Origin of the sequence: Halomicrobium sp. HM KBTZ05, from assembly GCF_041530035.1 — an archaeon.
Classification (GTDB): Archaea; Halobacteriota; Halobacteria; order Halobacteriales; family Haloarculaceae; genus Halomicrobium.
Genome location: NZ_CP168057.1, coordinates 1,037,703 through 1,052,478 on the forward strand (window position 1 = coordinate 1,037,703; position 14,776 = coordinate 1,052,478).

General features: G+C 67.5%; 17 protein-coding genes. 13 read left to right on the forward strand and 4 right to left on the reverse strand.

The features are described from left to right. Window positions 1-8 precede the first annotated feature (8 nt). The 4 genes from ACAH01_RS05390 to ACAH01_RS05405 all read left to right on the forward strand — a co-directional run bounded on the left by ACAH01_RS05390 (window position 9) and on the right by ACAH01_RS05405 (window position 3,686). Window positions 9-437: a DUF5791 family protein gene (locus ACAH01_RS05390; RefSeq protein WP_372480489.1), complete on the forward strand. Its 429-nt coding sequence runs from the start codon at window positions 9-11 to the stop codon at window positions 435-437. A gap of 3 nt (window positions 438-440) precedes the next feature. Beyond that, a complete protein-coding gene (locus ACAH01_RS05395; protein WP_372480490.1) occupies window positions 441-1,334 on the forward strand; it encodes an SDR family oxidoreductase in 894 nt (297 codons plus the stop codon). Between the two features lie 61 nt (window positions 1,335-1,395). After that, window positions 1,396-2,568: a bifunctional oligoribonuclease/PAP phosphatase NrnA gene (locus tag ACAH01_RS05400; RefSeq protein ID WP_372480491.1), complete on the forward strand. Its 1,173-nt coding sequence runs from the start codon at window positions 1,396-1,398 to the stop codon at window positions 2,566-2,568. 32 nt (window positions 2,569-2,600) lie between these two features. Continuing rightward, on the forward strand, window positions 2,601-3,686 hold the full coding sequence (locus ACAH01_RS05405; protein WP_372480492.1) for an aldo/keto reductase: 1,086 nt from the start codon (window positions 2,601-2,603) through the stop codon (window positions 3,684-3,686). Here ACAH01_RS05405 and ACAH01_RS05410 read toward each other — a convergent pair whose 3' ends face one another. Beyond that, window positions 3,687-3,854: an HVO_0758 family zinc finger protein gene (locus ACAH01_RS05410; protein ID WP_170095042.1), complete on the reverse strand. Its 168-nt coding sequence runs from the start codon at window positions 3,852-3,854 to the stop codon at window positions 3,687-3,689. Between the two features lie 117 nt (window positions 3,855-3,971). On the opposite strand from ACAH01_RS05410, the gene ACAH01_RS05415 reads away from it, so the two are divergent. The 4 genes from ACAH01_RS05415 (at window position 3,972) to ACAH01_RS05430 (ending at window position 8,130) form a co-directional block, all read left to right on the forward strand. Beyond that, entirely contained in the window at window positions 3,972-5,108 is a 1,137-nt protein-coding gene (locus tag ACAH01_RS05415) for an MFS transporter (RefSeq protein ID WP_372480792.1), read from the forward strand. A gap of 38 nt (window positions 5,109-5,146) precedes the next feature. After that, window positions 5,147-6,238 (forward strand): glycosyl transferase family 2, encoded by a 1,092-nt coding sequence (locus ACAH01_RS05420; protein ID WP_372480493.1) that lies wholly within the window; start codon window positions 5,147-5,149, stop codon window positions 6,236-6,238. 35 nt (window positions 6,239-6,273) lie between these two features. After that, a complete protein-coding gene (gene aspS / locus ACAH01_RS05425; RefSeq protein ID WP_372480494.1) occupies window positions 6,274-7,572 on the forward strand; it encodes an aspartate--tRNA(Asn) ligase in 1,299 nt (432 codons plus the stop codon). Window positions 7,573-7,902: 330 nt separating this feature from the next. Further along, on the forward strand, window positions 7,903-8,130 hold the full coding sequence (locus ACAH01_RS05430) for a PLDc N-terminal domain-containing protein (protein WP_208627365.1): 228 nt from the start codon (window positions 7,903-7,905) through the stop codon (window positions 8,128-8,130). Here ACAH01_RS05430 and ACAH01_RS05435 read toward each other — a convergent pair. The 3 genes from ACAH01_RS05435 to ACAH01_RS05445 form a co-directional block, all read right to left on the reverse strand. Continuing rightward, window positions 8,127-8,645 carry a hypothetical protein gene (locus ACAH01_RS05435; RefSeq protein WP_170095038.1) on the reverse strand — a complete coding sequence of 173 codons (519 nt, stop codon included), beginning with the start codon at window positions 8,643-8,645 and terminating at the stop codon, window positions 8,127-8,129. The genes ACAH01_RS05430 and ACAH01_RS05435 overlap by 4 nt on opposite strands. Further along, on the reverse strand, window positions 8,642-8,944 hold the full coding sequence (locus ACAH01_RS05440) for a UPF0175 family protein (protein WP_018257935.1): 303 nt from the start codon (window positions 8,942-8,944) through the stop codon (window positions 8,642-8,644). The genes ACAH01_RS05435 and ACAH01_RS05440 overlap by 4 nt, the downstream gene beginning before the upstream one ends. Before the next feature lie 169 nt (window positions 8,945-9,113). Beyond that, window positions 9,114-9,578, reverse strand: coding sequence for an MGMT family protein (locus ACAH01_RS05445; RefSeq protein WP_170095037.1), 465 nt, complete (start codon window positions 9,576-9,578; stop codon window positions 9,114-9,116). Between the two features lie 180 nt (window positions 9,579-9,758). Here ACAH01_RS05445 and trpC point away from each other — a divergent pair, with 180 nt between their 5' ends. The 5 genes from trpC (at window position 9,759) to ACAH01_RS05470 (ending at window position 14,765) form a co-directional block, all read left to right on the forward strand. Next, window positions 9,759-10,562, forward strand: coding sequence for an indole-3-glycerol phosphate synthase (trpC, locus tag ACAH01_RS05450; RefSeq protein ID WP_372480495.1), 804 nt, complete (start codon window positions 9,759-9,761; stop codon window positions 10,560-10,562). Beyond that, window positions 10,555-11,802 carry a tryptophan synthase subunit beta gene (trpB, locus tag ACAH01_RS05455; RefSeq protein ID WP_372480496.1) on the forward strand — a complete coding sequence of 416 codons (1,248 nt, stop codon included), beginning with the start codon at window positions 10,555-10,557 and terminating at the stop codon, window positions 11,800-11,802. The genes trpC and trpB overlap by 8 nt, the downstream gene beginning before the upstream one ends. Next, window positions 11,803-12,633 (forward strand): tryptophan synthase subunit alpha, encoded by an 831-nt coding sequence (gene trpA, locus ACAH01_RS05460; RefSeq protein ID WP_170095034.1) that lies wholly within the window; start codon window positions 11,803-11,805, stop codon window positions 12,631-12,633. Between the two features lie 26 nt (window positions 12,634-12,659). Beyond that, window positions 12,660-13,466: a 2-amino-3,7-dideoxy-D-threo-hept-6-ulosonate synthase gene (locus ACAH01_RS05465; RefSeq protein WP_153554043.1), complete on the forward strand. Its 807-nt coding sequence runs from the start codon at window positions 12,660-12,662 to the stop codon at window positions 13,464-13,466. A 132-nt stretch (window positions 13,467-13,598) separates the two neighbouring features. Continuing rightward, window positions 13,599-14,765 carry a 3-dehydroquinate synthase II gene (locus ACAH01_RS05470; RefSeq protein WP_153554044.1) on the forward strand — a complete coding sequence of 389 codons (1,167 nt, stop codon included), beginning with the start codon at window positions 13,599-13,601 and terminating at the stop codon, window positions 14,763-14,765. Window positions 14,766-14,776 lie beyond the last annotated feature (11 nt).

Genomic DNA, 14,776 nt, shown 5'->3' on the forward strand with positions numbered 1-14,776 from the left:
GGGTGAGTATGCTCAGAGGCGAATTCGAGGACGCGGGCGAGCAGTCACCAGAGACTCTCCGGCGGGCCTACGAGACGCGGCTGGCCGAGACCGTCCAATCGGTCGGCGTCGACCGGGCCGTCGACGAGACGCCGCTGGACCGAGACCGGCTCACGGCACTCCTCGACGGTGCCTCCCCGGAGATCGAACTCACCGAAGCCGCGGCGATCCTGGCGCTCGACGAGGACCGTCCCCACGCCGACACGATCGCGGCGGACGCGCGAGACATCCTCCTGATGGGGATGACGACGGCGGTCCTGGACGTGGAAACGCTCGCGTCGGGTGTCGACGGCCAGCTCGAACCGAAGGAGATCCAGCAGAAGGTCGAGGGCCGGTTTCCGATGACTGTCGCGGAGTACGCCCTCCTCCACCAGTTCATCGCCCAGCGCGAGGGGTAACCGATGCGGGTCGCCATCCTCGGCTGCGGGTACGTCGGGCTGGCGCTCTGTCGCCAGTTGACCGACGCGGGCCACGACGTGATCGGTGTACGCCGCTCTCCAGACGCCACGGCGGCGATCGAGGACGCCGGTGGCACGGCGGTCCGGGCCGACGTGACCGAGGCCGACGAGCTCGCTGCCGTCCCCGACGTAGACGCGATCGTCTTCGCTGCCAGTTCCGGCGGGCGGGGAGCCGACGCGGCGCGCCGGGTGTACGTCGAGGGCCTTCAGACGGTGATCGACCACTTCGGAGCGCGCGACGAGTCGCCAGCGCGGCTCGTGTACACGTCGAGTACGGGCGTGTACGGCGACCACGACGGCGACTGGGTCGACGAGACGACGCCGCTCGACCCCCAGACCGACAAGACGCGGGTCCTCGCCGAGGCCGAGCGCATCGCCAGGGAGCGGGCGCTGGACCGCGGCATCGACGGGACCGTCGCCCGCTTTGCCGGACTGTACGGTCCCGACCGGTACCGGCTGGAGCGGTACCTCGACGGTCCCGTCACCGAGGGGTACCTGAACATGGTTCACCGCGCGGACGCGGCGGGCGCGGTCGCTTTCTTCCTCCGCGAGGGAGTGGCGCGCGACGAGACCGTGCTGGTCGTCGACGACGAACCGGTCTCGAAGTGGGCCTTCGCCGACTGGCTGGCCGACGAGTGTGGCGTCGCAGAGCCACCCAAACAGACCACGGGCGAGCGTCTCGCGGACGACGATCTCTCGGAGACCGCGCGTCGTCGGATCCAGACGAGCAAGCGCTGCTCGAACGACCGACTGCACTCGCTGGGCTACGAGTTCGCCCATCCGACCTTCCGGTCGGGGTACCGCGACGCGATCGAGCGCTACCGGGCCGGGAACTGACGGCCACACGTATCAGACCAGGGGAAACTTCTTATCCGGTGACGCTGAAAACTGCGTCCGTATGCCGATCTGGCAAGTAGGTGGCCTCCAGCGAGTCGTCGATAGCGTCACCGTGTTCGCGCGTGAATCGCCGCTGGTGGCCGCGCTCGTGGTGGTCGGACTCCTCGTCTTTCTCGTCGGGGTCCGGCTCGCGATCGACAGACTCCGCCGATCGCCGGCCGAACGCCTCCAGCGACTGCTGGCGTCGACCGACGAGATCGCCGTGTTGATGCATCCGAATCCCGATCCGGACGCGATGTCGAGTGCGCTGGCCGTCAGCAGGCTGGCGGCGCAGGCCGGTTCGTCGCCGACGCTGTACTACCCCGGACAGATTCGCCACCAGGAAAACCGTGCATTTCAGACCGTTCTCGACCTGGACTTCGATCGCATCGAGAAGGCCGGCCAGCTACAGGAAAACGAGGTCGTCCTGGTCGACCACAACGAGGCGCGCGGCTTTCCCGGCGCGGAGACCATCGATCCGATCGCCGTCATCGACCACCACCCCGGCGGCGGCGAGGGGTCGGAGTTTTCCGACGTGCGCACCGGATACGGTGCCTGTGCGACGATCTTCGCGGAGTACTTCGAGGAACTCGACTGGGAACTGGCCGACGACGACGCGGCGGCCGACGACGACGAGCAGATCGACCAACAGGTCGCGACGGGACTGCTCTACGGCATCCAGTCGGACACCAAGCAGCTCACGAAGGGGTGTTCGTCCGCGGAGTTCTCGGCGGCCGAATACCTCTACGACGGAATCGACGAAGACCTGCTCGACAGAATCGCGAACCCACAGGTCGACGCCGAGGTGTTAGACGTGAAAGCCCGTGCGATCACCGACCGCCAGATCGAGAACGCCTTCGCGATCAGCGACGTGGGTGCGATCTCGAACGTGGACGCGATTCCACAGGCCGCCGACGAACTGCTCCGACTGGAGGGTGTGACGGCGGTCGTCGTGATGGGGCGGAAAGAGGACACGCTGCACCTCTCCGGGCGCTCGCGCGACGATCGTGTCCACATGGGCAATGTCCTCCAGGCGGTCGTCGACGACATTCCGATGGGGTCGGCGGGCGGCCACGCCCGGATGGGCGGGGGCCAGCTCTCGATCGATCACATGAACGGGATCGGACCGGGCAGCGGCGTCGCGATGGCCGACTTCAAGGGGCACCTGTTCGACGCGATGGCCGGCGACATCTGACCGCTTTTGGCGGTCGAGAGCCAACGACGACTATGGCAACTCAGTCGGCGACCTGGGCCTACCGTGACGACCACGACGACTTCGCCCGCACGTACTTCAGGCGGTTCGGCGACTGTGTCGTTTCCAGTATCGGCGTCGGCACCTACCTGGGGGACCCGACCGACGAGCAAGACGAGCGCTACCGGGAAGCGATCGCCGACGCGCTCCGCTCGGGGATCAACGTCGTCGATACGGCGATCAACTACCGACACCAGCGCTCAGAGCGCGTCGTCGGCGACGTGGTCCGGACGGGGCCGGTCGACAGAGAGGCGGTCCTCGTGGCGACGAAAGGCGGGTTCGTCCCCTTCGACGAGGACCGTCCGAGCGATCCCGGCGCGTACGTCAGGTCGGAGTATCTCGACACCGGCATCGTCGACAGCGACGACCTCGTCCGCGGGCACCACTGCATCGCACCGGCGTTCATCGAGGACCAGCTCGACCGCTCGCTGGAGAACCTCGGGGTGGACACGATCGACCTCTACTACGTCCACAACCCGGAGACACAGCTCGAAGCGAACTCGCGAGCGGCGGTGTACGACCAGCTCGAAGCGACCTTCGAGCGCCTGGAGCGACGCCGCGCGGCGGGGGACATCAGACACTACGGCGTGGCGACGTGGGACGCGTTCCGGGTGCCCGCGGACCACGACAGCTATCTTTCACTGCCCGAGATCGTGCGCCGTGCACAGTCGGCGGCCGACACGGTCGACAACGAGACGACGGGCTTTCGCGGGGTCCAGCTTCCCTTCAACGTGCAGATGGCCGACGCCTTCACCGTCGAGGCCCACGAGGGTGCGGAGGACACCCAGTCGGCGCTGTGGTTCGCACACGAGGCCGAGCTGTCGGTGTTTACCAGCGCGTCGATCATGCAAGGGGAGCTGTCGACGGGGCTGCCCGACGATATCGCGGCCAGACTCGACGGCGACACCAGCGTCCAGCGCTCGATCAACTTCGCCCGGTCGCCGCCGGGCGTCACGTCCGCGCTGGTGGGGATGGGATCGCCCGAGCACGTCGTCGAGAACGTCGCCGCCGGCCGGTACGAACCACTCGGTGCGAGCGCGTTCGACGCCGTCTTCGAGTAGCTACATCTCCTGCCACTTGCTCTCACAGTTCGGACAGACGCGGATCTTTCCGATCTCGTCGGGATCGTTCTCCGTTCCCAGCTCCTGGTCACAGCTGGTACAGGAGAGCCGCCCGTAGTTGTCCTTCTCCAGATCCCCCGCCCGCAGTCCGGACCGTACTGAGTCCATGGCTGGTGGTGGAACGGCCGAGGGTAAAAAGGCTCGCGACGGACCGGAAGGTTTGTGCCGTTGACTGACCGACCAGTTAGCGTGTCTCGCCGAACGGTCTTCGGGTCGTTGCTGGGGCTGGTCTTCCTGGTCAACCTCGCTCGGGTCGTGTTCGCGCCCCTGCTGGAGCCACTCGGTGGCGCACTCGACGCCAACGACGCCGCGCTGGGGACCATCGCGACGCTCGCGTGGCTCGGGAGCGCGCTGCCCCGCATCCCGACCGGCTACCTGCTGACGCGAATCTCTCGCAGCGCCGTCATCCTCGCGTCCTCGGGGATTTTGGCGGTCGCGGCCGTCGCCACGTCGCTCGCCAACAGCGTCCCGGCCGTGATGGTGGGGGCCTTCCTGATGGGACTCGCCAGCGGCTCGTACTTCATCGCGGGCAATCCCCTGGCGAGCGAACTGTTTCCCGACCGGGTCGGCTCCACCCTGGGGATCCACGGCACCGCCAGTCAGTTCGCAGCCGTCAGTGCACCGGCGATCGTCGGTGTCGCCATCGGGTTCGGCGACTGGCGCACCGTCTTTCGCGCGATCGCGGTCGCGGCGGTCGTCTCCGGGATCGCCTTCGCGCTCACTGCTCGTCGGACGGAGATGCCCGACGCCGGCGACGAGGACACCGCCTTCCTCGGAGCCGCACGGCACCAGTGGCGGATCATCCTCGCCGGTGTCGCCGTCATCGGCGTCACCGGGCTGGTCTGGAACGGCCTGTTCAACTTCTACGTGAAGTACTTCCTCGCGAAAGGGCTGACCGGTTCCCAGGCGAATCAGCTGCTGACGATCGCGTTCGGCGCTGGCGTGCCGGCCTTCTTCGTCTCCGGGCGGCTGGCCGACCGACTGCCGGTGTTGCCCTACATCCTCTCGATCATCGGCGGGTTCCTGGCCTGCGTGTACGCCACGACGCTGTTGTCCAGCTACCTCGGGCTGGCCGTCCTCAGCGCCGTTCTCGGCTACGTGATCCACAGCCTCTTTCCCGCGGTCGACACCTACCTGCTGGGCTCGCTCCCCGACCACCACCGCGGGAGCGCCTACGCCGTCTACAGCGGGACGATGATGATCATCCAGGCCTCGGGGAGTTCCCTCGTCGGGACGCTCTCGTCGGCTGGCTACGGTTTCGAGACGATCTTCACCTGGCTCGCGACGGTCCTGGCCGTCGTCCTGGTCGCGCTGATGGGACTGTACGTCGACGGACAGTTGCCGACGGGGGCGCGGGCGTAGGCACGCCGCTTTTGCCCACGGAGTCGAAGTGAGTGGTGATGGAGTACGTCCAGGAACGGATCGCTACGCTACACGATTACGACGGCACGAACCCCGACGCGCCGACCGATCGGGCCGCGGTCGTCGTCCCCATGACCGAGCGCGAGCACGCCAGCCTCGCGGCCGAGCACGTCCTCTCGACGGTGGCGTCGGTCGATCCCGAGCAGGTGTACGTCCCGTTGCGGGCCAGCCCGGGCGAGGTGGTCGCGGTGACCGAGTGGATCGACGGCTTCGACTTCGACGCCGAGGTACTGTGGTGCAACGCGCCCCGCGTCGAGGAGCACCTCCGCGAGCGTGACCTCGTCGCCGAGGCCGGCAAAGGCCGAGACGTGTGGCTCGCGCTGGGCGTTGCCGCGCGCCACGACTACGTGGTGGTCCACGACGCCGACGCCACGAGCTACGGGGCCGAGCACGTCCCGAAGCTGCTCGCACCGCTGGCCGGCGACCACAGCTTCGCCAAGGGCTACTACGCCCGCGTCGAGGACGGACGGCTCTACGGGCGGCTGTTTCGCCTGTTCGTCCGCCCGCTCTTGCGCGCCCTCGACGAGACGGTCGATCATCCGGTGATCGACTACCTCCTGTCGTTCCGCTACGCGCTGGCCGGCGAGTTCGCCGCGACGAGCGCGGTCGCCAGATCGCTCCGCGCCCAGCCCGGCTGGGGACTGGAGATCGGCACGCTCGGGGACGCCTACGACGCGGCGGGCTTTTCCGGCAGCGCACAGGTCGACCTGGGGACCCACGAGCACGACCACCGTTCGGTCGGCGGCCCGTCGGGACTGGGCGACATGTGCGAGGCGGTCGGGAGTGCGCTCTTCCGGGTGCTCGACGACCAGGGCGTCGCCGTCGACTACGACCGCCTCCGGGACGCGTACACGACCGCTGCCGACGCGCTCGTCGACCAGTACGCCGCCGACGCGCGGTTCAACGGGCTGGCCTACGACGCTGCCAGCGAGCGCGAGCAGGTCCGGGAGTACGTCCGTGGGGTGGCCGACCCCGGTGAGGACCGTCGACTGCCGGCCTGGGATCGCTGTGACGTGGCTCCCGAGACGATCCGCGGACTGTCACGGGACGCAATCGACGAGAGAGAATAAACGGAGTTTAAGTCCCGCCCGTCAAACGAACGCCCATGGACGATCGAACGTACACGGCAGACGCCGAGCCCGGTGACACGGTCACCGTCGCCGGCTGGGTCCACGAGGTGCGCGACCTCGGTGGCATCGCATTCCTCATCCTCCGAGACACGACCGGAAAGATTCAGGTCAAGTTCGAGAAAGACGAGATGGACGACGACCTCGTCGAGACGGGTCTGAACGTCCACCGCGAGTCCGTCATCTCCGTGACGGGCGACGTGGAAGAAGAGCCCCGCGCACCGACCGGCGTCGAGGTCACGCCCGCGTCGGTCGACGTGATCAGCGAGGCCGACCCCGAACTGCCTCTCGACCCCTCCGGCAAGGTCGACGCCGAGCTGTCGACCCGACTGGACAACCGCACGCTGGACCTCCGCAAGGACGAGGTCAAGGCGATCTTCGAGATCCGCGCGGAAGTGCTGCGCGCGGTGCGCGAACAGTTCCGCGAACTCGGCTGCACGGAGATCAACACGCCCAAGATCGTCGCCACCGGCACCGAGGGCGGGACGGAACTGTTCCCGATCACCTACTTCGGCCAGGAAGCGTTCATGAACCAGAGCCCCCAGCTGTTCAAGCAGCTGATGGTCGGCTCTGGACTGGAGCGAGTCTTCGAGATCGGCCCGATCTTCCGCGCCGAGGAACACAACACGCCGCGCCACCTCAACGAGGCGACCTCGATCGACTTCGAGTCGGCCTTCGCCGATCACACCGAAGCGATGGACGCCTGTGAGGCCGTCGTCAAGGCCGCTTACGAGGCCGTCGAGGCGAACTGTCAGGACGCGCTCGAAGCGCTGGACCTGGCCGACGAGTTCGAGGCACCCGACGGCGAGTTCCCGCGCCTGACCTACGAGGAGGCAATCGAGCGCATCAATGCCACCGGCGAACTCGACGAGCCGCTCGTCTGGGGCGACGACCTGCCGACCGAGGGCGAACACGCGCTCGGCCAGGACGTGGGCGAGCACTACTTCATCACCGACTGGCCAAGCGAGATCAAGCCGTTCTACATCATGGACAAAGACGACGAGGTCTCGACCGGCTTCGACATGATGCACCCGTCGATGGAACTGGTCTCGGGCGGTGCCCGCGAACACCGCTACGACCACCTCGTCGAAGGGTTCGAACAGCAGGGTCTCGATCCCGAAGCCTTCGACTACTACACGAAGATGTTCAAGTACGGCATGCCCCCACACGCTGGCTGGGGACTGGGCGGCGAACGCCTCATCATGACGATGCTCGGACTCGGCAACATCCGCGAAGCCGTTCTCTTCCCGCGAGATCGCCAACGTCTGAGCCCGTAGGGCGAAGACGTTGGGAACCAACGAGGCGAGCAAGGCGAGTCTCGTCAGATCGGCAGCGACTCAGTCCCTAGGACTGGTCGCTGGCAGTTGAGCGGGTGCTCGGAAGTCGCAGGCCCGCGCAGCCGAGCAACGCGAGGCGAGCAGGACCGTCTTCAGGTGTTCCCGCGAGATCGCCAACGTCTGAGCCCGTAGGGCGAAGACGTTGGGAACCAACGAGGCGAGCGAGGCGAGTCTCGTCAGATCGGCAGCGACTCAGTCCGTAGCGAGCGGCTCTCGACGGCTACCACACGATTTTTATTGGACCCACGACACCAGCCACGCGTGTTCCAAATGGTCCCCCTCCAGGCTGGATTCTTCCTGGTGTTTCTGTTGTTCGGCCTCGCAATCACCGCGCTGTGGGTGTGGGTGTCGTACTGGGTGTACACCGACGCCACCGACCGCGGCATGGACACCGCGACGCTGTGGGCCGTCGTCACGTTCGTCGGCGGTGTCATCGGACTGCTGATCTACATCCTCGTTCGCGAGGACTCGTCGGCGTCCCAAGCGGTGTCACCCTAGTCGCCGATTTCGCCGACGGCGCGCTCGCGGAGTTCGCCGGTCAGGTGCATCCCGTGCTGGTCGATCCGGCGGACGATCCGCTTTGCCTGTCGCGGGCTCAGGTACTTGTCTTCTAGCGTCGCCCGGACGACGACGCCGAAGCTGCTGGTGACCTGGGCACCGAGTCCGCGACACATCTGGCGGACGGTCCGATCCTCCGAGACGACGGCGACGGCCGATCGATCGTCGGGGTCCCGACGCGCCAGGACTCCCGCGATCACCGACGCCGCCGTCCCCACGTCCTTCTCGCCGAGGAGTCGCTGCGCGTGCTCGATGTCGGCGTCGGCTTCGGTGATCGCTCGTACGTCGTCGCCGTCGAGCAACTCGTCGAGGTTCGTCGCCGTCGGCTCGACGGTCGAGCCCTCCCGGACGGGCTGGGGCACGACGACGTCGCCGTCGAAAGAGGTCAGCAAAGAGAGTTCGCCGACCTGTCCGAGGCTGTACACCGCCGTCGGACCGACGTAGATCCGACTCATAGCTCCGTCGCGGTGTCGGCGTCGAGCTCCAGATCCGACAGCGCGAGCTGTGTCGTGAGGTTCCGCTCCCGGGCCACGTCGAGCCACTCGGCGATCGAGAGATCGGCCAGCTGTGCGGCCTCGGCGGCCGACACGTCGCCGGACTGGTAGCGCTCGACCGCGACCCGAATCCGGAGGGTCTCCAGCCCCTCGTCGAGGGCCTTCCTGATCGTCGTCGAGCGGTCCTCTGCGAGCAGTTCTGCGACGGCGTCCAGCTCTGCCTGCTCCTCGTCGGAGAGACGCGCACTGATCGTCGGCATGTTTGCGTCCAACTACGCCGTATTACATAAACGTGTGGCCCTCGGGTCCGCGCCCGGTCGAAGGCGAGTGTCGTCCCGAACGCGTCTCATACGGATTATTGTAGCCGTTTTCCCGGTCGACCGCACCACGGTGTGCGGTCAATCCGGTAAAGATCTACAATAATCCGTCTCAGAGTCCCTCGATGCTCCGGAGTTTCTGCTCGACTGCCGGCGGCGCGCCGCTGGGGCCGTCCCGGACGCGGTGGTCGGGGATCACCAGTGGGACCGGGTTGTCCGCGAGGGCCTCCCTGACGATCCGTCGACTCTCGTCGTCGTTCGGATCGAGCACTGGGGCCATCCGAACGAGTTGGTCGACGCCGGCCTCCTCGCCGTAAGGGATCTCCCGGACCGCTTCGAGCACGCTCCGGCGCTCGGTAGAGACGGTCAGGCCGACGTCGACGTCACGAAAATCGTCCGTCTCGTTGCTTAGATACGCCTCGATTCGGTCGAGGAGGTCGTGGTCGGCTCGACTCTCCGCTGCCGGCTGCTCGGGGAACGACAGCTGGATGATCTTCTCGCCCGCCGCCCCGAACTGGACGTACCGGTCGAGAAACTCGAACTCGCGCGCGTAGATTCCCGCATCTGGGCTGGCCATGTCCGATCACTCGCCCGGTCGCGTCTTGAAGATTCGGCTCCCGATCGACGACCGGTCGCCGTCCGAGACGCCGACGGGTACCCGCCAGCAAACCGGACCCACCGAGGGCCAGCGAGCGAACCGAGGGCGTCGTCGCCAAGGGCAAGTCTTATGTGCAACTCTGTCCGTTAGTGTACAGTAATGGGCGATAGTGAGGAGATCGCACCGGCGGTCGAGGCGATCCTGGCGGCGGCCCGCGAGCGTGGCGGTGCCGACGGCCGCGTCGACGTCGAGCCCCGGTCGTTGACCGACGCGTTCGCGGACGCCGAGGCGGACGGTCGCGTCCCGGTGATCGCCGAGGTAAAGCCGACGAGTCCGACTGCGGCGGGCGAACGCACGGCGGATCCGGTCGGGCTGGCCGAGCAGATGGTCGAGGGCGGGGCGGCGGCCCTCTCCGTGCTGACCGAGCCAGAGCACTTCGGTGGGTCCGCGGCGACGCTGGCCCGGATCCGTGAGGCCGTCGACGTGCCGGTCCTTCGCAAAGATTTCGTCCTCCACGAGGACCAGTTAGACGTGGTCGAGGCGGACGTGATCCTGTTGATCGTGCGCTTTCTCGACGAGCCCGGCACGGGAGATCTGGCGGACCTGCTCTCGGCCGCCCGCGAGCGGGGATTCCAGGTCCTCGTCGAGACCCACACGGCCGACGAGCTGGCGCGGGCCATCGAGGCCGGCGCGGAGATCGTCGGCGTCAACAACCGCGATCTGGCGAAGCTGGCGGTGGATCTGGGCACCTTCGAGCGAGTCGCACCGGACGCACCCGAGGGCGTGACCCTCGTCGCCGAGAGCGGCATCCAGAGCCCGGCCGACGTGGCCCGGATGCGCCGGGCCGGGGCCGACGCCCTGCTCGTCGGCTCTGCGATCATGGACCACGGCACACCGGCCGAGGAGACAGACGTGACAGCGAACACGCGACGACTGACGACAGCGACGAATACACATGAGTAGCGAATCCAAATTCGGCGACTACGGCGGACAGTTCGTACCTGAGGCGTTGATGCCGGCCATCGAGGAGCTGACCGACGCCTACGAGCGGTACGTGATCGACAACGAGGACGGCTTCATGGACGAGTTCCGCCAGCGGCTGGCGGACTTCGGCGGCCGGCCCCTGCCCTTACAGCGGGCCGACCAGCTCTCGGAGCGCTACGACACCGAGGTGTACCTCAAGCGCGAGGACCTGCTCCACGGCGGGGCCCACAAGCTCAACAACGCGCTCGGGCAGGTCCTCCTGGCGAAGTACATGGGCAAAGAGCGGATCGTCGCCGAGACCGGCGCTGGCCAGCACGGCACGGCGACGGCGATGGCCGCGGCCCACCTCGACATGCCCTGCGAGATCTACATGGGCGAGACCGACATCGCCCGCCAGCGGCCCAACGTCTTCCGAATGCGGATCAACGACGCCGAGGTCAACGCCGTGACGACGGGCCGGGGAACGCTCAAAGAGGCGATCAGCGAGACGATGCGAGACTGGGCGACGACCGTCGAGACGACCCACTACGTCATCGGCTCGGTGGTCGGGCCGGCTCCGTTCCCGGCGATGGTTCGGGACTTCCAGTCGGTCATCAGCGAGGAGGCCCGCGAGCAGATCCAGGCACAGACCGGCGAGCTACCCGACGCCGTGCTGGCGTGTGCCGGCGGCGGCTCGAACACGATGGGCGCGTTCCACCACTTCGTTCCGGACGAGGGTGTGGATCTCTACGCCGTCGAGGCCGGGGGCTCCTCGCTGTCGGTCGACGAGGAGGAGGGCGTCGCACCCAACTCGGCGTCGCTGTCGACCGGCGACGAGGGGGTGCTCCACGGGGCGCGCACGAAGCTCCTACAGGACTCTGACGGCCAGATCATGGAGTCACACTCCGTCTCGGCGGGGCTGGACTACGCGGGCGTCGGTCCGGAACTGGCCCACCTCGTCGACGAGGGGCGCGTGACGCCGGTCAACGTCGACGACGACACCGCACTGACGGCGTTCCACCGACTCTCCCAGGACGAGGGGATCATCCCGGCGCTGGAGACTGCCCACGCCTTCGGTTACCTCGAAGAGCACCACGACGACCTCGGCGACACCGTGATCGTCAACGTCTCCGGCCGGGGGGACAAGGACCTCGAAACCGTCATCGAGGAGACCCAGAAGCGCGATCTGGACATCGCGCCGGACATGTCGATCTTCAACGAGATCGGAGGCAGGATCTAGATGGGACTGGAGCGAGCTTTCGCCGACGAACCTGCCTTCGTCCCGTACCTCGCCGCTGGCGACCCCGACTACGACGCCTCGATCGAGTACGTCGAGGCGCTCGCTCGCGGGGGCGCGGACGTGATCGAACTCGGGCTGCCGTTCTCCGAACCGATCGCCGAGGGGTCGACGATCCAGGAGGCCGTCGTCCGCTCGCTGGACGCCGGGATGAGTCCGGATCGGTTCTTCGAGTTCGTCGAGGAGCTGGACGTGGACGTGCCGCTGGTCTGTATGACCTACTACAACCTCATCTACCAGTACGGCTCCGGGCAAGGCCCCGAGCCCTTCGTGAAGAAGGCCGCCGAGGTCGGTATCGAGGGGTTCGTCGTGCCGGACCTGCCAGCCGAGGAGGCCGGACCGCTCCGGGCGGCCTGTGACGAGTACGGACTGGACCTGATCTTCATCGTCGCACCGACCACGAAGGGCGACCGGCTCCGGTCGATGATGGATCAGACCTCGGGGTACGTCTACGTGCAGGCGCGACTGGGCGTCACCGGCGCGCGCGACGACGTGGACGACGCGACCGAGGAGAGCCTCGCCCGCATCAGCGAGTGGGACGTGCCAAAGGCCGTCGGCTTCGGCATCAAGAACGGCGATCACGCGGAGCGGATCGTCTCGGCCGGTGCCGACGGCATCATCGTCGGCTCCGCGCTGGTCGACATCGTGGCCCAGGGACACGAGAACGGCGACCCCGCCGACGAGGTCGCAGCACGCCTCGAACAGAAGGCCCGCGAACTGAAGCAGGGCGCGCTTCGGGGCGCACAGAATCGGCCGCAACCGGAAGGAACATAATCGTACTTGCCACACATTCGCACAACATGACCGCAGGGAAAGCAGCACGACTGGCGCGGATCGGGACAGGGGGGCGACACGTCATCGTCCCCATGGACCACGGCATCACACTCGGGGCCGTCGACGGCCTCGTCGACATCGAATCGACGATCGACGCGGTCACGACCGGCGGCGCGGACGCCGTCCTCACCCAGCGCGGGGTCGCCGATCGCGTCCACGAGAACACGAACGACGCGGGCTACATCGTCCACCTCAACGGGTCGACATCGATCGGGCCAGACGAGAGCGACAAACGGCCGACCGGCACCGTCGAGGACGCCATCCGGGCCGGGGCCGACGCCGTCTCCTTTCACATCAACGTCGGCAGCGAGCACGAACCTGACCAGATCTCACAGTTGTCAGAGGTCACCAGCGCGGCCCGCGAGTACGGGCTGCCGGTGCTGGCGATGGCCTACGCCCGCGGCCACGACGTTCGCGACGAGGACCCAGAGCTGTTCGCCGAGGACCTCGGCCACGCGGTCCGACTGGCCGAGGAACTCGACGCCGACCTCGTCAAGACCGCTTACAGCGGCACGCCAGCGACGTTCGAGCGCGTCGTCGAGTCGACCGCACTGCCAGTCCTGATCGCGGGCGGCTCGAAGGGCACCGACGAGGAGACCCTCGACATCGTCCGCGGGGCGATGGACGCCGGTGCGGCGGGCGTCTCGATGGGACGCTCGATCTTCCAGCACGAGGAACCCGAGAAGATCGCTCGCGCCGTCGCCAGCGTCGTCCACGAGGACAGCGAGGCCGCCGACGCGCTCCGTGCGGCCGGACTCGCCGTCGAGGCGTAGCGAACGACGAACGCGACCACCGCTGGCGACTTCTGACCGCCGAGACAGTGACGCGCCGACGGCGATCCCTCTAGCCGGGCCGATTGCCCGCATTCGCCACGTTCAAGCGGGACCGATTCGAGAGGTGGGACAATGACACGAAGCGTGTGGCTCAAGGCCGACAGCGAGGTCGGCGACTGGGAGACCCGAAAGCGCCGAATCACCGCCGGCCTCGAAGCCGGGGTCGACTGGGTGCTGGTCGACGAACACGACGTGGCCCGCGTCCGGGACCTCGGCGAGGTCAACGTCGCCGCCTTCGCCGGTGGCGACGTGACGGTCATGGACGCCGAGGGCGAGGAAGCCGAACCCGACGCTCGGGTCGTCGGCAAGGACGGCGAGGGCGACGGCACCGTCGACCTGCCCTCTGACTTCTCTGGCTCTGCCGACCTCTCTGCGCTCCGCCAGGACGGCGAGGCCCCACAGGGTGGCTACGTCCGCATCCGGTCCAAGGAGTACGAGGGCTTCGCCGAGGCCGTCGCCGAGGAGGCCGCCTTCACCATCGTCATCGGCGACGACTGGCAGATCATCCCCCTGGAGAACCTCATCGCCCGCGTCGGCGAGGAGACGGAGCTGATCACCGGCGTCCAGACCGCAGAAGACGCCAAGACCGCCTACGAGACGCTCGAACTCGGTGCCGACGGCGTCCTGCTTGACACCGACGATCCGGACGAGATCCGCCGTACCGTCGAGGTCCGCGACGAGGCCGGCCGCGAACAGCTCTCGCTGTCCTGGGCCGAGGTCACCGACATCGAACAGACCGGGTCCGCGGACCGCGTCTGCATCGATACGGGCTCGCTGCTGGAACACGACGAGGGAATGCTGATCGGCTCGATGGCACGCGGGCTCTTTTTCGTCCACGCCGAGACTGCCGAGTCGCCCTACGTGGCCTCGCGTCCCTTCCGGGTCAACGCCGGTGCGGTCCACGCTTACGTCCGCACGCCCGACGGCGGGACCAAGTACCTCTCGGAACTCCAGAGCGGCGACGAGGTCCAGGTCGTCGACACCGACGGCAACACCCGCGAGGCCATCGTCGGCCGCGCCAAGATCGAGAAACGGCCGATGTTCCGCGTCCAGGCAGAGACGGAGGACGGCGACCGCATCGAGACGCTGATCCAGAACGCAGAGACGATCAAGATGCACACCAGCGAGGGCCGGACGGCGATCACCGACATCGAACCCGGCGACGAACTCCTGTTGTACACCGACGACAAGGCCCGTCACTTCGGCGAGGCCGTCGAAGAGTCGATCATCGAGAAGTAGCGCTCCGCGGT